The following is a 20115-nucleotide window of genomic DNA, read 5'->3' on the forward strand; positions in this document are numbered from 1 at the left end:
AGGCCGGATCGCTCCGGCCTTTTTCGTTGCGGCGAGCCGCCGAATCAGAACAGCAGACGGGCGCGAATGGTGCCGTCGATGGCCTTCATGCGCTGCAGCGCGGCGTCGGCGCGCGCGGTTTCCGCTTCGATGTCGATCACCACATAGCCGATTTCCGGCCCGGTTTGCAGATACTGCGCGGCGATGTTAACCCCCTCTTCGGCGAAGATCTGGTTAATCTGCGTCAGCACGCCCGGACGGTTTTCGTGGATGTGCAGCAGACGGCTGGCGTTCGGGCCATGCGCCGGCAACGACACTTCCGGGAAGTTGACCGCCGACAGGGTCGAACCGTTATCGGAATATTTCGCCAGCTTGCCGGCCACTTCGTCGCCGATGTTTTCCTGCGCTTCCTGAGTGGAACCGCCGATGTGCGGCGTCAACAGCACGTTATCGAACTCACACAGCGGCGAGTTGAACGGATCGCTGTTGGTCGCCGGTTCTTCCGGGAAGACGTCGATCGCCGCCCCCGCCAGGTGATTGCTGGCCAGCGCGTCGCACAGCGCGGGGATATCCACCACGGTGCCGCGCGAGGCGTTGATCAGAATAGCGCCCGGTTTCATCAGCGCCAGCTCTTCCGCCCCCATCATATTCTTGGTCGCCAGCGTTTCCGGCACGTGCAGCGTCACCACGTCGCTCATATTGAGCAGATCGGACAGATGACGCACCTGTTGCGCGTTGCCCAACGGCAGCTTGTTCTCGATATCGTAGAAGAACACCTTCATGCCCAGCCCTTCGGCCAGAATGCCCAGCTGGGTGCCGATATGGCCGTAGCCGATGATGCCCAGTTTTTTGCCGCGCGCTTCATAGGAGCCCACGGCCAGTTTGTGCCACACGCCGCGGTGCGCCTTGGCGTTGGCGGCCGGAATGCCGCGCAGCATCAACAGCAGCTCGCCCAGCACCATTTCGGCCACGGATCGGGTATTGGAGAACGGGGCGTTGAAGACCGGAATGCCGCGTTTGGTCGCCGCTTTCAGGTCAACCTGGTTGGTGCCGATGCAGAAGCAGCCCACCGCCACCAGTTTTTCTGCGGCGGCGAACACCTCTTCGGTCAGATGCGTGCGCGATCGGATGCCGACGAAGTGCGCATCGCGGATGGAGGCCTTCAGCGATTCGGTGTCTAACGCACCCTTGTGGTATTCGATGTTGGTATAACCGGCGGCACGCAAATTATCGACCGTGCTCTGATGAACCCCTTCCACCAACAGGAATTTAATCCTGTCTTTCTCCAATGATACTTTTGCCATTTACCCGACCCTATGTTCAGACTTCAGAAGCGGCTGTGACGACACAGCTCCCATCCAACATAACAAAAATAACGCAGGCGGCAATACAAACGATTGCCTGCCCGGCAGGACAAGGCGCAGCGTTGATGGCGGTTTACGGCAGAAAATGCCATAGGGAAAGTTTTCGGCAGAAGCTTTGGGGAGTCAGTTTTCACAATGTGACATAAGTCACCAAATTTGCCGCTTTTCAGAAAAGATGTTTTAACCGAAGAAATATGCGGCCCGGCACTGCCGGGCCACAGGCCGCAGAGGCTTATTTGACCACTTTCACGCCTTCCGGGGTGCCGACCAGCGCCACGTCCGCGCCGCGGTTGGCGAACAGCCCCACGGTCACCACGCCGGCGATGCCGTTGATCTTGTTCTCCAGCGCGATAGCGTCGGTGATGCTCAGGTTATGCACATCGAGGATCACGTTGCCGTTGTCGGTCACTACGTTCTGGCGATACTCCGGCAGGCCGCCCAGTTTCACCAGCTCGCGCGCCACATAGGAGCGGGCCATCGGGATCACTTCCACCGGCAGCGGGAATTTGCCCAGCACGTCCACCTGCTTGCTGGCGTCGACGATGCAGATGAATTTCTTGGCGATGGCGGCGATGATCTTCTCGCGCGTCAGCGCCGCGCCGCCGCCTTTGATCATCTGCATGTGGCCGTTGATTTCGTCCGCGCCGTCCACGTAGATATCGAGCGAGTCCACTTCGTTGCTGTCGAACACATGGATGCCGAGGCTTTTCAGCTTGGCGGTGGAGGCGTCTGAGCTGGACACCGCGCCTTCAATCTGGTGCTTGATGGAGCCCAGCGCGTCAATAAAGTGGGCGGCGGTAGAGCCGGTGCCCACCCCGACGATGGTGCCCGGCGTCACGTATTCCAGCGCCGCCCAGCCCACCGCTTTTTTCAGTTCATCCTGCGTCATAATATGTCCCTTGCCTCTGTACGAAAACGTGTGCGTATTATAGGGTAAAACGCTGTTTTTCACGCCGGCAGGATCACACTTATTTACCGCAGCCCGCATTTTTACCCGCTTGGCGGCGAGCTGGGGGCGTGATTTTTCCACCTGCGCCGCACGCAAAATGTGGCATAGTGCCGGTATCATTCTAATTTAAGGGATATCTTTCCGATGAAACGCCCAGACTATCGTACGCTGCAAGCGCTGGACGCGGTGATCCGTGAGCGCGGCTTCGAGCGCGCCGCGCAAAAACTCTGCATCACGCAATCGGCGGTATCCCAACGCATCAAACAGCTGGAAAACCTGTTCGGCCAACCGCTGCTGGTCCGCACCGTGCCGCCGCGCCCGACCGAACAGGGGCAAAAGCTGCTGGCGCTGCTGCATCAGGTGGAGCTGCTGGAAGAAGAGTGGCTGGGCAACGACACCGGCGTCGATACGCCGCTGCTGCTGTCGCTGGCGGTCAACGCCGACAGTCTGGCGACCTGGCTGCTGCCGGCGCTGAAGCCGGTGCTGGCGGACTCCCCCATTCGTCTGAATCTGCAGGTGGAAGATGAAACCCGCACCCAGGAGCGGCTGCGCCGCGGTGAGGTGGTGGGCGCGGTGAGTATTCAGCCGCAGCCGCTGCCGAGCTGCCTGGTGGATCGTCTGGGGGCGCTGGACTACCTGTTCGTGGCCTCCAGCGGCTTCGCCGAGCGCTATTTCCCGAACGGCGTCACCCGCTCCGCGCTGTTGAAAGCGCCGGCGGTGGCCTTCGATCATCTCGACGACATGCACCAGGCATTCCTGCAGCAGAACTTCGATCTGTCGCCGGGCAGCGTGCCCTGCCATATCGTGAACTCATCGGAAGCCTTCGTGCAGCTGGCACGTCAGGGCACCACCTGCTGTATGATCCCACATCTGCAGATCGAAAAGGAGCTGGCATCCGGCGAACTGATCGATTTGACGCCGGGGCTGTACCAGCGCCGCATGCTGTACTGGCACCGCTTCGCGCCGGAGAGCCGCATGATGCGTAAAGTGACCGACGCGTTGCTGGAGCACGGTCACCAGGTGCTGCGCCAGGATTAAAACGAATAAAGGTTCGCCGCAGCGAACCTTTTCTTCATGACAACCCCCTTACTGCGCGGCGTTGCGCTGCAGCTCGAACACCACATCCACCTGATCGTCGAAGTGAATGCTTTGCTGTTCATAGGTTTGCGCCGCGTCGTTTTCTGCCGCCGCGCCGGCCGCCTTATACATCCGCGCCACCGGCATCGGCTGGTAGTTGGCGACCCGGTAGCGAATGCTGTACACCGGCCCCAGCTTGGCGTGGAAGCCCTTGGCCAGGGATTCGGCCTGCTGAGTCGCGTTCTCGATCGCTTTTTGCCGCGCCTGCTCGCGATACACGTCCGGCTTGGCGACGCCCAGCTCCACCGCGCGGATCTCGTTCAGGCCGGATTTCAGCGCGCCGTCCAGCAGCTCGTTCAGCTTGTCCAACTGGCGCAGGGTCACCTGCACCTGGCGCACCGCCCGGTAGCCCTTCAGCACCGACTCGCCGGTTTTCAGGTAATCGTATTCCGGCTGGGTGCGCAGGTTGGCGGCGCTGATGTCTTTCTTCTCGATGTTGTTTTTCTGCAGGAAATCAAAGTACTGCGCCACGCGCTCGTCTACCTGCTTCTTCGCCTGGGCGGCGTCTTTGGAGGAAACGCTCACTTCGATCGCCAGAGTGGCGATATCCGGCGTGGCGTCCACGCTGGCGGTGCCGGAGGTGACGACGTGCGGCCCTTCAGGCAATTCAGCCGCCTGCAGCGCCATCGGTAGCGTCCCTAATCCGACCATTGCGGCCATAGCCAATGCTTTTAGCTTCACAGTGTCTCCTTAATGACAGGCTGTCTCTGATCGCCGGCTTTTCCCTGCGAGAACCGCCGGTTTCCTGGCATCAAACGTAGCATATCGCACGGCGTTTTGAATTCGGATTAGTGACAAATTCTTATAAATTTGCCCCCTGCCAGGCCAGCTGCAGCGCGATGCCCCACATCACCAGACCGACCAGCGCGTTGATGATGCGCTGCGCCCGCTGGGTGTTCAGCCACGGCGCCAGCCAGGAGGCCAGCAGCGCCAGGCCAAAGAACCACACCGCCGACGCGCTGACCGCGCCAAGCGCGAACCAGGAACGCACGTCCGCCGTCAGCTGCCCGCCCAGGCTGCCGAGCACCACGAAGGTATCCAGATAGACGTGCGGATTCAGCCAGGTGACCGCCAGCATGGTGACCACGATGCGCCAGCGGCTCTGCGCCAGCTCCTGCGCCGCGGCCTGCGCCGGTTGCGGGCTGAAGGCGGAACGGAACGCGACCCAGCCGTACCACAGCAGAAACGCCACCCCGCCCCAGGTCACCAACGCCAGCAGCAGCGGCGAGCGGGTCAGCAACGCGCTGCCGCCGAAAATACCGGCGCAGATCAGCACGATATCGCTCAGCGCGCACAATGAGGCGATCATCAGATGATACTGACGGCGAATGCCCTGATTCATCACGAATACGTTCTGCGGGCCCAGCGGCAGGATCATGGCGGCGCTCAGGGCAAAGCCCTGCAGGAAGACGGCTAGCATGGGAAATTCCTCGAATGATAAAAGGCGCCGGACGTGGGCGCGTATCGGTCAACACGCGCATCATACGAGGAAGCGATCATTAGGTGAAATTGATGTTTCTAATCAAGTATCAGAGATGCTAATACCCTGTGGGCGCCAGGCCAGCGCCGCCAGATTCGCCCATCGGCGAAAAATTCGCTATCATCCGCCCCTCTCCCCTCCAGCCGGCCGACCGATGTCTACGATTACCGATACCTTCATCGCCCCGCCCTGTCATGACCAGATAGAGATCCTCTATCAGGACGATCATCTGGCACTGATCAATAAACCCGCCGGGTTGCTCAGCCTTTCGGGCAAAAATCCGCAAAATCTCGACTCGGTGCACTATCGGCTGGTGCAGATCTTCCCCGGCTGCACACTGGCGCACCGCCTGGATTTCGGCACGTCCGGGTTGATGGTGGTAGCCCGCAATAAGGCCGTCAATGCCGCGCTCTGCCGGCAGTTCAGCGAGCGCACCGTCGGTAAAGTCTACAGCGCGCTGCTCTGCGGCCATGTGGCGGATGACGAAGGGGTGATAGATGCGGCGATCGCCAACGATCCGGCGCTGTTCCCGCTGATGTCGATTTGCGCCCTTCACGGCAAGCCCGCTCGCTCCCGCTATCGGGTCGTCGAGCGTTTTTATCGTGAAACGGAAGGCGGGATCTCGCTGCCGCTGACGCGGGTGCAGCTTACCCCAGAGACTGGGCGCACCCACCAGCTGCGTATTCACAGCCGGCAATTGGGCCATCCCATTTTAGGCTGCGATCTGTATGGCGGGCGCCTGCTGCCGGGTACCGAGCAGACGCCGCGGCTGATGCTGCACGCCAGCGAACTGGACTTTGTGCACCCCATCCGCGGAGAGCGGATAACCGCTCGTCACGCCGCGCCGTTCTGAACGCGGCTTACCACATCAAATCGTCAGGCACTTTAAAGTCGGCGTACGGATCGTCTTCATCCTGCTCTTCCTGACTCAGCGCGCTGTGCAACACAATGCTGCCCGCATCGCGCTGCGCGATTTTATCGGCGACGCTCGCGGGGATAATCGCGTATTCACACTCTTCCCGGTTCTCGACCACCAAGCGGGCAATGGCGAGGCGGCCATTGATCAGTTGGGTCTGCGTCGCCTTATCCACCAGGATTTTTTTGATCAGGTTGCCATCGGTGAAGTTAAAACCGATATCGCCTTTCGCCAGAACGATGCGATTCATCTCGATCAGCTGCTTCACCTGCGCCTTGTATTCTTTGGACAGCGCGGCTTGCTTTTGCTGCTCGTTCAACTGCTTATCGCGCTCAAGCTGCGCCTTTTTATTCTCTTCCACCGCCTCTCTGGCCTCGCGGGCCTGAACGCGTGATTTTTTAGCCGTTCTTTGGACTTTGGCCATTTTCTTGCTGGTTACCAAGCCCGCTTTGAGCATCTGCTCTTGTAAGGTGAGTTTTGTCATGTTCGTGTCTGAAGCCGTGGGATCATGGAGGGATTATACCCGTAATTTTTCAGGCTGCACCAGGTTGCCGGCCCAACCCACCGGCGGTTTGCGCCGCAGAGCAACGGCGGTAAAACGGCCCGAACGCCCGATCATGAATACCGCTCATGTGGTAATGAAATTAAGTCTCTTTCACTCCCTCCGGGACTCTGGCAAAAATAGACCTCATTAACGACAGACAATATGAAATCGGCTGAATAAAAAAATAGAAAAACAAGCCATTGAAAGAAATGGATAAACCCAGCCTTCATATCATATAACAGGATGCTATAAGACGATGAATACAGACTTTACCTTTACGATTAAGAGCAGTTCTTTCGACGAAGATTATAACCCTTCTGAAAATACGCGTATCACCACCAACTTTGCCAATTTGGCCAGAGGGAAAAACCGCCGGGAGAACCTGCGCAACACGTTGGTGATGATCGACAATCGCTTTAATGCATTAGCCTATTGGGATAACCCCAAGGCCGATCGCTACTCCGTCGAGCTGGAAATCATCTCGGTTGAGATGCGCATCGAAGATCAGGGCGCCAGCTTTCCGGTTATCGAAATCCTGAAAACCAACATCATCGATAAAAAAACGCAAAAGCGTATCGAGGGCATCGTCGGGAACAATTTCTCGTCTTACGTGCGCGATTACGACTTTAGCGTCTTGCTGCCGGCGCACAATAAAAACACGGCGGAATTTACCATTCCGGATGATTTTGGCGATTTGCACGGCAATATCTTTAAGCACTTCGTCAATTCAAACGAATACCATGAAAATTTCAGCAAACCGCCGGTGATCTGCCTCAGCGTATCCAGCAAAGACACCTACCATCGGACGGGCAATCAACACCCGGTCTTGGGCGACGAGTATCGGCAAGACGGCGCTTCATTGACCGACCGGTATTTTAAAAAAATGGGCCTGCAGGTGCGCTATTTCATGCCGAAAAATAGCGTTGCGCCCCTGGCCTTTTATTTCCCTGGGGATTTGCTGAGCGATTACACCGACCTGGAACTGATCGGCACCATCAGCACGATGGAGACCTTCCAGAAAATCTATCGGCCTGAAATTTACAATGCCAACTCGGCGGCGGGGCAATGCTATCAGCCAAGCCTGAATAACCAGGATCATTCATTAACCAAGATTGTTTACGATCGCGAAGAGCGTAGCCAGCTAGCGATTGAGCAGGGGAAATTTACGGAAGAGCAATTTATCAAACCCTATAAGCCTATTCTTGAGCAATGGTCTGCTCACTACGCGCTTTGATTCACTTAAATACAGGTCACCTATCATGAAAATATTGCTCCCCACATCGACCGCCGGCAGCTTGCCCAAACCGGTCTGGCTGGCCCAACCGGAAACCCTGTGGTCGCCCTGGAAATTGCAGAATGAAGAACTCATCGAAGGGAAACAGGACGCCCTGCGTTTGTCACTGGCAGAGCAACAACAGGCCGGCATCGATATCGTCAGCGATGGCGAACAAACCCGTCAGCACTTCGTCACGACGTTTATCGAGCATCTCAGCGGCGTCGATTTCGAAAAACGCGAAGTGGTTAAAATTCGCAATCGCTATGAGGCGAGCGTGCCGACGGTCGTGGGGGCAGTCTCGCGTCAAAAACCCGTTTTCGTTGAAGACGCCAAATTTTTACGCCAGCTGACCACACAGCCGATTAAATGGGCCCTGCCGGGGCCGATGACCATGATCGACACGCTCTATGACAACCACTATAAAAGCCGCGAGAAATTAGCCTGGGAGTTCGCGAAGATCCTCAATCAGGAAGCCAAAGAGCTCGAGGCCGCAGGCGTCGACATTATTCAGTTTGATGAGCCCGCATTTAACGTGTTCTTTGACGAGGTGAATGACTGGGGCATCGCCGCCCTGGAAAGAGCCATTGAAGGGCTTAAGTGTGAAACCGCCGTACATATCTGCTATGGATATGGGATTAAAGCCAATACCGACTGGAAAAAGACGCTGGGCTCGGAATGGCGACAATATGAAGAGGCGTTTCCGAAACTGCAAACGTCTAACATCGATATCATCTCGCTGGAGTGCCATAACTCGCACGTGCCCATGGATCTGCTTGAACTGATCCGCGGCAAAAAGGTGATGGTCGGCGCCATCGACGTAGCGAATCATGCCGTTGAGACGCCGGAGGAAGTGGCCGACACGCTGCGCAAAGCGCTGCAGTTTGTCGATGCCGACAAGCTCTATCCGTCGACCAACTGCGGCATGGCCCCCCTGCCCCGTCAGGTCGCCCGCGGCAAGCTGAATGCGTTAAGCGCAGGCGCCGAGATCGTGCGCCGAGAGCTGTTAGCCAAATAACCTTGCCTGCGCCCGCCACAGACACCTCCTGCGGCGGGCGATTATCAGCAATTCCCCCTCCCCGCAACGCCCCCGCTCTGGTGTATACTCGGATTTCTACGCGATGCCAGCCACAGCGGTTTTGGTTCAGGCCTGGCCTGAACAGCCCTCAGCCAGCCCACACCAGCCGAATAACAGTGGAATAACCATGAGCCCAAATACCGCTCGCATCAGCGAAATCATCGATCGCGCCAGGATCTCCCCCTACCAAATCCTGATCCTGACCCTGTGTTTCCTCATTGCCCTGCTGGATGGCTTCGATACCGCCATCATCGGCTATATCGCGCCGGCGCTGCGCGAAGAGTGGGGCCTGCAGCCCGCTCAGCTCTCTCCCGCCTTCGGCGCGGGGCTGTTCGGCCTGCTGATCGGCAGCCTGCTGTTCGGGCCGATCGCCGACGCCCTCGGCCGCAAACGCGTGCTGCTCGTCGCGGTACTGGTGTTTGGCGGCTGTACTCTGGCTTCGGCCTATACGCATTCGATCGAATCCCTGACCCTGCTGCGCTTCATCACCGGCATTGGCCTCGGAGGCGCGATACCGACCTGCATCACCCTCAGCTCGGAGTACTCACCGGCGCGCCGCCGCATGCTGATGGTCACCTTGAGCTGGAGCGGCTTTACCGCTGGGTTAGCCCTGGGCGGCCTGCTGGCCGGGCAGATCATCCCGGCGTTCGGCTGGCGCGGCCTGCTGCTGGTCGGTGGCATCGCGCCGTTGGCGCTGCTGCCGCTGTTGGCCTGGCAGATGCCCGAATCAGTACGCTTTATGGCCGCCAGCGCCAAACATGCCGATCGGCTGCGCCGGGTGGTCGAACGCATCACCGGCCAGCGTTGGGCCGGCGTGACGATTGTCGATGACGAGCGCCCGGCGCAGGCCAGGTCGCCGATATCACACCTATTTATCGAAGGCCGCGCCGTGCGCACCCTGCTGCTGTGGGCGGCGTTCTTCTGTTCGCTGTTCGTGTTCTACCTGCTCACCAGCTGGCTGCCGACCCTGCTCAAAGACGCCGGTTACGACATCGCCCACGCCTCGCGCATCGGCGCGATGGTGCCGCTCGGCGGCACCCTGGGCGCCATCCTGATGGCGCTGCTGATGGATCGGATCGGGCCTTACCGCGTACTGGCCGTCTCCTACCTGGGCGCCGCACTGGTAATTGGCGCGACCGGGTATCTGATGGGCGACGTCTACACGCTGGCCGCCGTCGTGTTCCTGATCGGCTTCGGCGTGGCCGGCGCGCAAAACGGCCTGAACCTGGTTTCAGCCACCCTTTATCCGACTGCAGCCCGCGTCACCGGCGTCAGCTGGGCCATGGCCAATGGCCGCTTCGGCTCAATTGTCGGCTCGATGCTCGGCGCCTGGATGATGGCCGCCGCCGGCTCGACGGAAGTGTTCTTCCTCTGGCTGGCGCTGCCGGCGCTGCTGGGCGCCGCCGCCATCTTCCTGCTCTATCGCCTCAGCCTGCGCCGCCGCACGTCGCTCACGGAACCGGCTGCGGGCATCTGACCTCGCGGAAAATAAAAGGCCGAGACGCCATCGGCAGCGTCTCGGCCTGCAATAAAAAAGGGGGCCAAGGCCCCCTTCTGTGTTATTCCGCCTTGGCGGAAGCGTCTTCGGTACGATACAGGTGCACATCCATCTGCGGGAACGGAATGCCGATGTTGTGGGCATCCAGCGCGCGCTTGAAGTTTTCCATCAGATCGAAGTACACGTTCCAGTATTCCGCATTGGTGGTCCAGGAACGGGTCACGAAGTTCAGCGAGGACGGCGCCATCTCGTTCAGACGCACGGTCACGCCTTTGGCGTGCATGATGCGTTTGTCGGCGGCGATCACGTCGCCCAGCACCTTCTTCACCACGTCGATATCGGCGTTGTAAGCCACGCCCACCACGATATCCACGCGGCGGTTCGGTTCGCGGGAGTAGTTGATGATGTTGCCGGCGATGATTTTACCGTTCGGCACCACGATGGTTTTGTTGTCGGCGGTGCGCAGGGTGGTGGAGAAAATCTGCACCTGATCGACGGTACCGGCCACGCCGCCCAGATCGACATATTCACCCACGCGCAGCGGACGGAAGATCACCAGCAGAACGCCGGCGGCGAAGTTGGACAGCGAGCCTTGCAGCGCCAGGCCGACGGCCAAACCGGCGGCACCCAGCACCGCGATCACCGAGGTGGTCTGCACGCCGACGCGCCCCAGCACGGCGATAAAGGTGAACGCCAGCACGCCGTAACGCACGATCGCCGACAGGAAGTCGGCCACCGTGGCGTCGATGCCGCGCAGCTTCATCACGCGGTTCAGCGCATTGCCGACCACGCGGGCCACGATCGAACCGATGATCAGGATAACGATGGCGGCGACGATATTCACCGCGTACTGGATCAACAGATCCTGATTCTTCACCAACCAGTCGCCGGCACCGTTGATGCCGTCTACTACATTCAAATCTTTCATTCGTGTCGTCCTAACTCAGTCCCTAACGGGAGAAACTCGCAAAAATACACTGGCCTCGGCGGCCAGTAGGAAACCACGCCTAAGGGTAACCAACATTAAAGGCTCATGCCAACCATCAGCATTAAAAATAGCCGAAACCGCCGGCCGCTTCTTCTATGCTGAGAACAGCGCGTTGGCCATTTCACGACAAGGGATCCGTTCTTCATGCACATTCGCTCTTCGCTCAAACACTATTGGCAAGTGCGGCCCAGGCTGCTGTTTTCCGTCGGCGCCGGGCTGCTGTGCTTTCTGCTGCTGCCCGCCCAGCTCTCGCTGCTGCAACGCTTGATGATCGGCTGGAATACGCTGGCCTGGCTCTACCTGCTGTTTCTCTGGCGGCTGATGCTGGTCAGCACGCCGCAGCACATTCGCCAAATCGCCCGGCGGCAGGACGAAAGCGCCAGCATGGTGCTGGCGTTAGTCAGCCTCGGCTGCCTGGTCAGCTTACTGGCGATCCTGTTTGAATTGAGCAGCGCCAAACAGGTGGCCGGCTCTCTGAAAACGCTGCATTTGCTCCTGACCGGCGCCACGCTGGCGGTCTCCTGGCTGCTTCTGCCGACCGCCTTCACCATGCACTATGCTCATCAGTTTTATCGCCAGGGCGCACAGCAGGATCCTTTGCCGCTGCTGTTCCCCGGCAATCTCGCCGATCCCACCTATCTGGATTTCGCCTACTTCTCCTTCACCATCGCGGTCGCGTCGCAAACCGCCGATGTGGCGGTCGGCGCGGCAGAGGTGCGCAAGATCACCCTTCTGCAGTCGGTGATCTCCTTCGCGTTCAACATGCTGATCCTGGGCCTGTCCATCAACGTCGGCGCCGGCCTGTTGGGCTGAAAACGAAAAAGGCTCCCCGCAGGGAGCCTTTAAATTGCAAACAAAGGAGGATAAAACGTGGTTTTTCCTCCTTTGTGATCATCAGTCGAAAATCAATAAATTGATTTTCCTTATTTTTTATATTTTGCCAACGGCAAGCCAAGCCACGCATCAGGCTTGCCATAAACAAAAAGGCTCCCCGCAGGGAGCCTTGTACTTCATGCAACAGGTGCCGAAGATTACAGAACGTCTACCGCGTTCAGATCTTTGAAGGCCTGCTCCAGACGCGTCACCATGCTGGTCTGCGCTGCGCGCAGCCATACGCGTGGATCGTAGTATTTCTTGTTAGGTTGATCGGCGCCTTTCGGGTTGCCCAGCTGGCCCTGCAGGTAAGCTTCGTTCGCTTTGTAGTACTGCAGGATGCCGTCCCAGGTCGCCCATTGGGTGTCGGTGTCGATGTTCATCTTGATCACGCCGTAACCCACAGACTCTTTGATCTCTGCGTCGGTAGAACCGGAACCGCCGTGGAACACGAAGTTCAGGCTGTTGTGCGGCAGGTTGAATTTCTTGGACACGTAATCCTGAGAATCGCGCAGGATGGTTGGAGTCAGCTTAACGTTGCCTGGCTTGTACACGCCGTGCACGTTACCGAACGATGCAGCGATGGTGAAGCGCGGGCTGATGGCGTTCAGTTTTTCGTACGCGTAAGCCACGTCTTCCGGCTGGGTGTACAGAGCGGAAGCGTCCATATGGCTGTTGTCCACGCCATCTTCTTCACCGCCGGTGCAGCCCAGTTCGATTTCCAGCGTCATGCCGATTTTGGCCATGCGCTTCAGGTAGGCGCTGCAGATCTCGATGTTTTCTTCCAGAGACTCTTCAGACAGATCGATCATGTGGGAAGAGAACAGCGGTTTGCCGGTAGCGGCGAAGTGTTTCTCGCCGGCGTCCAGCAGGCCGTCCAGCCATGGCAGCAGTTTCTTCGCGCAGTGGTCGGTGTGCAGGATCACCGGCACGCCGTAGTGTTCAGCCATCTGGTGAACGTGGTGTGCGCCGGAGATAGCGCCCAGAATCGCTGCGCCCTGCGGCACATCGGTCTTCACGCCTTTGCCGGCGATGAATGCGGCGCCGCCGTTGGAGAATTGAACGATGACCGGCGCGCGCACTTTAGCCGCGGCTTCCAGCACTGCGTTGATGGAGTCGGTACCCACGCAGTTTACCGCTGGCAGCGCAAAGTTGTTCTCTTTAGCAACTGCGAAGACTTTCTGAACGTCATCACCCGTGATGACACCCGGTTTTACGAAATCAAAAATTTTAGACATGTTACTTTGTCCTGTTTCGTCGGCCGTAGATGGATGTAAATCGATGTTTTCACGCCGCGCAGCATTTGCCGCGCGGTATAAAACAAACGGGCGGCTTTCGCCTCCCGTTGTCTGAATTACTGCTTAGCGCGCTCTTCCAGCATCACGACTGCAGGCAGCGGTTTCCCTTCAACGAATTCCAGGAATGCGCCACCGCCGGTGGAGATGTAGGAGATTTTGTCAGCGATACCGAACAGATCGATGGCTGCCAGAGTGTCGCCGCCGCCAGCGATAGAGAAAGCGTCGCTATCGGCGATCGCGCGGGCGACAATTTCGGTGCCCTTACGGAAGTTAGGGAACTCGAATACGCCAACCGGGCCATTCCACAGAATGGTTTTGGCGTTCTTCAGGATAACGGCCAGACGCTCGGCAGAGACGTCGCCCATATCCAGAATTTGCTCGTTGTCCTGGATCTCGTTGGCCTGCTTCACGGTCGCGGTCGCGGTCTCAGAGAACTCGGTCGCCACGCGCACGTCGGTCGGCACCGGAATGTCGCAGGTTTCCAGCAGTTTCTGCGCGTTCGGGATCAGATCCGGTTCGTACAGGGACTGGCCCACGTTGTTGCCCTGCGCCGCCACGAAGGTGTTGGCGATGCCGCCGCCGACGATCAGCTGATCGGCGATTTTGGACAGGGAATCCAGCACGGTCAGTTTGGTGGAGACTTTAGAACCGCCCACGATGGCGACCATCGGACGGGCCGGGTTGCCCAGGGCTTTGCCCAGCGCTTCCAGCTCGGCGGACAGCAGCGGGCCGGCACAGGCGACAGGCGCGAACTTGCCCACGCCGTGGGTGGAAGCCTGCGCGCGGTGCGCGGTGCCGAACGCGTCCATCACGTACACGTCGCACAGCGCCGCGTATTTCTTGGACAGGGTTTCGTCATCTTTCTTCTCGCCCTTGTTGAAACGGACGTTTTCCAGCACCACCAGTTCACCTTCGGCGACGTCGACGCCATCCAGATAATCCTTCGCCAGACGCACTGGGGATTTCAGGTGATCTTTCAGGTAGTTGACCACAGGCAGCAGGGAGAATTCTTCGTTGTACTCGCCTTCGGTAGGACGACCCAGGTGGGAGGTTACCATCACGCGGGCGCCTTGCTTCAGCGCAGCTTCGATAGTCGGCAGGGAAGCGCGGATACGCGCGTCGGAAGTCACTTTACCGTCTTTTACCGGCACGTTCAGATCGGAGCGGATCAGTACGCGTTTACCCGCCAGATCCAGATCGGTCATCTTAATTACAGACATGGTGAACCCTCTTTATTGAATCTCTATAAAATTGCCTGAGCAGCGCGCCAATCACGCCGGCGCCGCCGTACTAGAAACCGCTGGCGGCCATTGCCCGTGTTGTATCCAACATCCGATTGGCAAAGCCCCATTCATTGTCGCACCAGACCAAGGTCTTTATCAGGTGCTGCCCGCTGACCCGGGTCTGCGTACCGTCGACGATAGCGCTGTGCGGGTCATGGTTAAAATCGATCGAGACCAATGGTAATTCCGTGTAGTCAACTATACCACGAAATGATTCCCGTGCGGCCTTTTGCAACAGCTGGTTGACCTCCGCCACCTTCACCGCGGCGCTCACGCTGACGCTAAGATCGATAGCCGTCACGTTGATGGTCGGCACGCGCACCGAGATAGCCTCGAAGCGATCGCAAAACTGCGGGAAGATGCGGGTGATGCCCGCGGCCAGTTTGGTATCGACCGGAATGATCGACTGGCTCGCCGCGCGGGTGCGCCGCAAATCCGCGTGATACGCGTCGATCACCGGCTGATCGTTCATCGCCGAGTGAATGGTGGTCACGGTGCCGGACTCGATGCTGTAGGCGTCGTCCAGCAGCTTGATCACCGGAATAATGCAGTTGGTGGTGCACGAGGCGTTGGACACGATGCGATGTTCCGCCAGCAGCGTCTGATGGTTGACGCCGAACACGATGGTGGCGTCCAGATCGTTGCCGCCCGGATGGGCGAACAGCACTTTCTTCGCCCCCGCCGCCAGATGGGCCTCGCCATCCGCCCGGCTGCCGTACACGCCGCTGCAGTCCAGCACCACGTCGACGCCCAGTTCGCCCCAGGGCAACTGCTCCACCGCCGGCTGATGCAACAGGCGAATCGCGTCGTCTCCGACGCTCAGCGTGTCGCACTCCTGCCGCACATCCCAGGCGAAGCGGCCATGGCTGGAGTCGTACTTCAGCAGATGGGCCATGCCTTCGGCGTTCGCCAGCTCGTTGATCGCCACCACGGAGATTTCCGCCCGTCGGCCCGATTCGTACAGTGCGCGCAATACGCTGCGGCCGATGCGGCCAAAGCCGTTTATCGCTATGCGGATGGTCATGCTGCTCCTGAAAAAGGGCCGTCCACGCCGGGTTGACTCACCGGCGCCGCCCGGCGCTGACTGGTTGTCTCACTAACCCGCATAGAGTAGTGGATCGTACCGCCCGCTGTGAATCGCCGAGTTTGCATTATTCCCGCGCTTCAGCGGTTTTTCACCGCCGTCACATCGGCATTTCTGTCGAAGAGTGCTTCAACTGAAACGCTTCAGCTGAGCATAAACCAAAGTTTTGGCAAAAGGAACACGTGCGACAGTTCCTCAGGTAACGGACGGGAATTTTACGAGCATAAGATGATCTGGCGCACATTTTTGGCCTTAAGACCGCGACGGATTTTCACTCGCCGGCACCGTTTCGCCGTAGTGCTCACGAAAATAGTCGCGCAGAAATTCGACGGTCACCCGCACTTTCGCCGACGTTGCCAGCCGGGAAACGTACACCGCCCAGATATTGGCCGGCTGATAATACTCCGGCAGGATGTGCACCAGTCGGCCGCTGTCGATGTTCTCTTTCACGTCCCAGGCGGAACGCAGCGCGACGCCCTGCCCGTCCAGGCACCACTGATGCACGATCTCGCCGTGGTTCGACGCCAGCGCGCCCGTCACCTTTACCGTTTCTTCACCGCTCGGCCCCTGCAGCCGCCACAGCCCGAACGGATGATCGCGTTCTTTGATCACCAGACAGGAACGGCCCGCCAGCTCCGCCGGGTTTTTCGGCGCCCCGTGGCGCTGCAGGTACGCCGGCGAAGCGCACAGGATGCGCTGGTTGTCCGCCAGCTTGCGCGCAATAAGATTGGGGGCGATATCGTCGCCGATGCGGATATCCAGATCGAAACCTTCGCTGACCAGATCCACCAGCCGATCGGAAACGTCGAGCCGCAGTTCCAGCTGCGGATACTGCCGCGCCAGCGCCGACAGCGCCGGCGCGACGAAACGCCGGCCAAAGCCGAAGCTGCTGACCACTCGCAGCATGCCCTGCGGCGCCTGGCGCACTTCGGACAGCTCGTCCATCATCTGATCGACATCGTTGAGAATGCGCTGCGCCCATTCGTAGATGCGCTCGCCGTCTTCGGTGATCGCCACCCGCCGCGTGGTGCGGTGCAGCAACGACACGTCCAGCGTCTTCTCCAACAGCGCGATGCGCTTGCTGATAAAGGCCGGCGAAACGCCCAACTCTTCGGCGGCGGCGGCAAACCCGGCCCGGCGCGCCACCAGCACGAACACCCGCAGGTCACTCAGGATCGGCATATTGTTCATGATTCGTGTTTTATGTTTCACCGTTTTCAGGATTGATTAACAGTTAGTCAATTATAGGATAACAGTGTTGTCAATCTCCCCTACCTACAAATGAGACCTCTGTATGAGCAAAACTTACAAGATTGCCGCCATCCCCGGGGACGGGATCGGGCGGGAAGTGTTGCCGGAAGGCATACGAGTATTGCAGGCGGCGGCGGCGCGCTGGGATCTGTCGCTGGAATTCGCCACCTTCGAGTGGGCCAGCTGCGACTACTACCAGCACCACGGCCAGATGATGCCGGACGACTGGTTCGAGCAACTGAAAGGCTTCGACGCCATCTATTTCGGCGCCGTCGGTTGGCCGGACACGGTGCCCGATCATATCTCGCTGTGGGGTTCGCTGCTGAAATTCCGGCGCGACTTCGAACAGTACGTCAACCTGCGTCCGGTGCGGCTGTTTCCCGGCGTGCCCTGCCCGCTGGCGAACAAGCAGCCGGGCGATATCGATTTCTACGTGGTGCGCGAAAATACCGAAGGGGAATACTCCTCGCTCGGCGGACGGATGTTCGAAGGCACCGAACGCGAGATGGTGATCCAGGAATCGGTCTTCACCCGTCAGGGCGTGGACCGCATCCTCAAGTACGCCTTTGAGCTGGCGCAACAGCGCCCGCGCAAACGCCTGACCGCCGCCACCAAGTCCAACGGCATGGCCATCAGCATGCCGTACTGGGATGAGCGCGTGGCGGAGATGGCGCGCCAATACCCTGATATCGCCTGGGACAAACAGCACATCGATATTCTGTGCGCGCGTTTCGTGCTGAACCCCGAACGCTTCGATGTGGTGGTCGCCTCCAACCTGTTCGGCGATATTTTGTCGGATCTCGGCCCGGCCTGCACCGGCACCATCGGCATCGCCCCCTCGGCCAACCTGAACCCGGAGCGCAACTTCCCGTCGCTGTTCGAGCCGGTGCACGGCTCGGCGCCGGACATTTTCGGCAAAAACATCGCCAACCCGATCGCCATGATCTGGAGCGGCGCGATGATGCTGGACTTCCTCGGCGACGGCGATGCCCGCTACCGCCAGGCGCACGACGGCATCCTGCAGGCGATTGAGCGCATTATCGCCGACGGGCCGCGCACGCCGGACATGCGCGGCGACGCCTCCACCCAGCAAGTCGGCCAGGCGATCGCCGCCCTGCTGCAACGCTAAACGCCGCAGATTTTCCCGCGCAGGGCGCCCTTCCGCGCCCTGCTTTGCCACGTCCGTTTTTCCGCTTCGACCGCTGCCGCAAATCCGTTGAAAACCACCGCAGAAGGCACGCCAATACCCCGGTCAAGATCACAACAAATTGTTTACATACTGTGTTTTATCCTTTTACAGATGCCCCAATTGTGGCCCTCCTGTAATTTGTGCACACTCGAAAATGTTAATGAAGAGTGAATATTCCCGGTAGCGACCCACCGGGCGGTTTGCTCCTCGCGGTGTAACAAAACAAATGGTTTAAGCCAATAAGGCCCGGGCGCACCCTACGCTTTGCGCACCGGCCCACCACCGATAACAGGAGTTCACTCCCATGCAGAGCAATCCCAAAAAGGATGTCACGCTCATCGCCATCAGCCTGTGCAGCATTGCGCTGATCGCCCTTTGCCTGATGCTCTTTCCGGCTCAATCCGCGCTTATCGCCAACACCATTTTCAACGGCGTCACCCGGCTGTTCGGTTCAACCATTCAAATCCTGGTGCTGATCGCCCTGCTGGTGGTGCTGTATCTGGCGTTGAGCAAATACGGCAATATCCGCCTCGGCGAAGGCAAACCGCAATACTCCACGCTGGCCTGGCTGTTCATGTTCATCTGCGCCGGCCTGGGCTCGTCCACCCTGTACTGGGGGGTGATGGAATGGGCGTATTACTACCAGACGCCGGGGCTGAACATCGCGCCGCGCACCCCGAAGGCGCTGGAATACAGCATCAGCTACTCCTTCTTCCACTGGGGCCTGAGCGCCTGGGCGACCTACGCCCTCGCCTCGCTGATCATGGCCTATCACTTCCACGTGCGTAAGAACAAAGGGCTCAGCCTGTCGGGGATCATTTCCGCCATCACCGGCGTGCGCGCCAACGGCCCGGTCGGGCGGGCGGTGGATCTGATCTTCCTGGTCGCCACCGTCGGCGCCCTCACCATTTCACTGGTGCTGACCGCCTCCACCTTTACCCGCGGGCTGACGGCGCTGACCGGCATCCCGGACAACTTCGCGGTACAGGCGACGGTGATCCTGCTGGCAGCGGTGATCTTCTGTCTCAGCTCTTACATCGGTATCGACGGTGGCATGCAGCGCCTGAGTAAAATGGTCGGCTGGGGCGCATTCGCTTTCGCCGGGCTGGTGCTGCTGGTCGGCCCGACCGAATTCACCATCAACAACACCATCAACGCCATCGGCCTGACGGCGCAAAACTTTCTGCAGATGAGCCTGTTCACCGATCCGATGGGCGACGGCAGCTTCAGCCGCAGCTGGACGGTGTTCTACTGGCTGTGGTGGATCTCCTATACCCCGGGCGTGGCGATGTTCGTCACCCGCGTCTCGCGCGGCCGCAAGATTAAAGAAGTGATCTGGGCGTTGCTGCTCGGCAGCACCCTCGGCTGCTGGTTCTTCTTCGGCTCGCTGGAAAGCTACGCCATGCACCAGTTCATCAGCGGGCAGCTCAACGTGCCGGAGATCCTCAGCACCCAGGGCGGCGAAACCGCCGTGCAGATGCTACTGACGGCGCTGCCGCTCGGCAAGCTGTTCCTCGCCGCCTATCTGTTCATCATGATCATTTTCCTGGCCTCGCACATGGACGCCGTGGCCTACACCATGGCCGCCACCAGCACCCGCAACCTGCAGGAGGGGCAAGATCCCAGCCCGATGCTGCGGCTGTTCTGGTGCGTGGTGATCACCCTGATCCCGCTGTCGATCCTGTTTACCGGCGCCTCGCTGGACACCATGAAAACCACGGTGATCCTGACCGCACTGCCGTTCCTGCTGGTGCTGCTGGTGAAAACCTACGGTTTCGCCCGCTGGCTGAAGCAGGACTACGCGGCCATCCCGGCGCACCTGATCGAAAGCAGCCCGCCAACGCTGCCCGAAGCGCCGCCGGCCGGCGAACTCTCCGCTCCATCGTCGTATCAACCGCGCCCTATGGCGAAATGACAATAAGAAAAGAGGA

The 20115-nt window shown here is 59.4% G+C and carries 18 protein-coding genes; 8 read left to right on the forward strand and 10 right to left on the reverse strand.

Features of this window, described 5'->3' with window-relative positions; genetic code table 11:
* Positions 1 to 44: 44 nt before the first annotated feature.
* Together serA and rpiA are read right to left on the reverse strand one after the other, a co-directional pair.
* Positions 45 to 1283: a phosphoglycerate dehydrogenase gene (serA, locus tag ACORQT_RS20355; protein WP_025304156.1), complete on the reverse strand. Its 1239-nt coding sequence runs from the start codon at positions 1281 to 1283 to the stop codon at positions 45 to 47.
* Positions 1284 to 1575: 292 nt separating this feature from the next.
* Entirely contained in the window at positions 1576 to 2232 is a 657-nt protein-coding gene (gene rpiA, locus ACORQT_RS20360) for a ribose-5-phosphate isomerase RpiA (RefSeq protein ID WP_025304157.1), read from the reverse strand.
* Positions 2233 to 2436: 204 nt separating this feature from the next.
* Between rpiA and ACORQT_RS20365 the strand changes: the two genes are divergently transcribed.
* On the forward strand, positions 2437 to 3330 hold the full coding sequence (locus tag ACORQT_RS20365; RefSeq protein ID WP_004931613.1) for a LysR family transcriptional regulator ArgP: 894 nt from the start codon (positions 2437 to 2439) through the stop codon (positions 3328 to 3330).
* Between the two features lie 48 nt (positions 3331 to 3378).
* Here the strand turns inward: ACORQT_RS20365 and ACORQT_RS20370 are convergent, their stop codons facing one another.
* Entirely contained in the window at positions 3379 to 4110 is a 732-nt protein-coding gene (locus ACORQT_RS20370; RefSeq protein ID WP_031300626.1) for an oxidative stress defense protein, read from the reverse strand.
* Between the two features lie 121 nt (positions 4111 to 4231).
* Entirely contained in the window at positions 4232 to 4849 is a 618-nt protein-coding gene (gene argO, locus ACORQT_RS20375) for an arginine exporter ArgO (protein WP_444859276.1), read from the reverse strand.
* Positions 4850 to 5063: 214 nt separating this feature from the next.
* On the opposite strand from argO, the gene ACORQT_RS20380 reads away from it, so the two are divergent.
* Positions 5064 to 5762 (forward strand): RluA family pseudouridine synthase, encoded by a 699-nt coding sequence (locus tag ACORQT_RS20380; protein WP_147881098.1) that lies wholly within the window; start codon positions 5064 to 5066, stop codon positions 5760 to 5762.
* Positions 5763 to 5769: 7 nt separating this feature from the next.
* On the opposite strand, the gene ACORQT_RS20385 is transcribed toward ACORQT_RS20380, so the two are convergent.
* The gene (locus ACORQT_RS20385) at positions 5770 to 6309 is read right to left on the reverse strand and encodes a DUF2058 domain-containing protein (protein ID WP_047573752.1); all 540 of its coding nucleotides are present in this window, start codon (positions 6307 to 6309) and stop codon (positions 5770 to 5772) included.
* Between the two features lie 316 nt (positions 6310 to 6625).
* On the opposite strand from ACORQT_RS20385, the gene ACORQT_RS20390 reads away from it, so the two are divergent.
* From ACORQT_RS20390 to ACORQT_RS20400, 3 genes are all read left to right on the forward strand, one after another.
* Positions 6626 to 7603 carry a DUF1852 domain-containing protein gene (locus tag ACORQT_RS20390; RefSeq protein WP_033644742.1) on the forward strand — a complete coding sequence of 326 codons (978 nt, stop codon included), beginning with the start codon at positions 6626 to 6628 and terminating at the stop codon, positions 7601 to 7603.
* Positions 7604 to 7628: 25 nt separating this feature from the next.
* Positions 7629 to 8660 (forward strand): methionine synthase, encoded by a 1032-nt coding sequence (locus tag ACORQT_RS20395; RefSeq protein ID WP_033644741.1) that lies wholly within the window; start codon positions 7629 to 7631, stop codon positions 8658 to 8660.
* 187 nt (positions 8661 to 8847) lie between these two features.
* Positions 8848 to 10197 (forward strand): MFS transporter, encoded by a 1350-nt coding sequence (locus ACORQT_RS20400; protein ID WP_164057092.1) that lies wholly within the window; start codon positions 8848 to 8850, stop codon positions 10195 to 10197.
* An 82-nt stretch (positions 10198 to 10279) separates the two neighbouring features.
* Here ACORQT_RS20400 and mscS read toward each other — a convergent pair whose 3' ends face one another.
* On the reverse strand, positions 10280 to 11146 hold the full coding sequence (mscS, locus tag ACORQT_RS20405; RefSeq protein ID WP_015378992.1) for a small-conductance mechanosensitive channel MscS: 867 nt from the start codon (positions 11144 to 11146) through the stop codon (positions 10280 to 10282).
* A 204-nt stretch (positions 11147 to 11350) separates the two neighbouring features.
* Between mscS and ACORQT_RS20410 the strand changes: the two genes are divergently transcribed.
* Entirely contained in the window at positions 11351 to 12019 is a 669-nt protein-coding gene (locus ACORQT_RS20410) for a DUF1345 domain-containing protein (protein ID WP_033644737.1), read from the forward strand.
* Between the two features lie 218 nt (positions 12020 to 12237).
* Here ACORQT_RS20410 and fbaA read toward each other — a convergent pair whose 3' ends face one another.
* The 4 genes from fbaA to ACORQT_RS20430 form a co-directional block, all read right to left on the reverse strand.
* Positions 12238 to 13317, reverse strand: a complete 1080-nt coding sequence (gene fbaA, locus ACORQT_RS20415; protein ID WP_025304179.1) for a class II fructose-bisphosphate aldolase — start codon at positions 13315 to 13317, stop codon at positions 12238 to 12240.
* A 116-nt stretch (positions 13318 to 13433) separates the two neighbouring features.
* Positions 13434 to 14597: a phosphoglycerate kinase gene (gene pgk, locus ACORQT_RS20420; RefSeq protein WP_025160206.1), complete on the reverse strand. Its 1164-nt coding sequence runs from the start codon at positions 14595 to 14597 to the stop codon at positions 13434 to 13436.
* A 70-nt stretch (positions 14598 to 14667) separates the two neighbouring features.
* Positions 14668 to 15684, reverse strand: a complete 1017-nt coding sequence (gene epd, locus ACORQT_RS20425) for an erythrose-4-phosphate dehydrogenase (protein WP_004931582.1) — start codon at positions 15682 to 15684, stop codon at positions 14668 to 14670.
* A 312-nt stretch (positions 15685 to 15996) separates the two neighbouring features.
* A complete protein-coding gene (locus tag ACORQT_RS20430; protein ID WP_273974485.1) occupies positions 15997 to 16956 on the reverse strand; it encodes a LysR substrate-binding domain-containing protein in 960 nt (319 codons plus the stop codon).
* A gap of 82 nt (positions 16957 to 17038) precedes the next feature.
* Between ACORQT_RS20430 and ACORQT_RS20435 the strand changes: the two genes are divergently transcribed.
* On the forward strand, positions 17039 to 18124 hold the full coding sequence (locus ACORQT_RS20435; RefSeq protein WP_033652189.1) for a tartrate dehydrogenase: 1086 nt from the start codon (positions 17039 to 17041) through the stop codon (positions 18122 to 18124).
* Positions 18125 to 18488: 364 nt separating this feature from the next.
* On the forward strand, positions 18489 to 20099 hold the full coding sequence (locus tag ACORQT_RS20440) for a BCCT family transporter (protein ID WP_033644733.1): 1611 nt from the start codon (positions 18489 to 18491) through the stop codon (positions 20097 to 20099).
* Positions 20100 to 20115: the final 16 nt, after the last annotated feature.

Origin of the sequence: Serratia sp. (in: enterobacteria), from assembly GCF_052400455.1 — a bacterium.
Classification (GTDB): Bacteria; Pseudomonadota; Gammaproteobacteria; order Enterobacterales; family Enterobacteriaceae; genus Serratia; species Serratia ureilytica.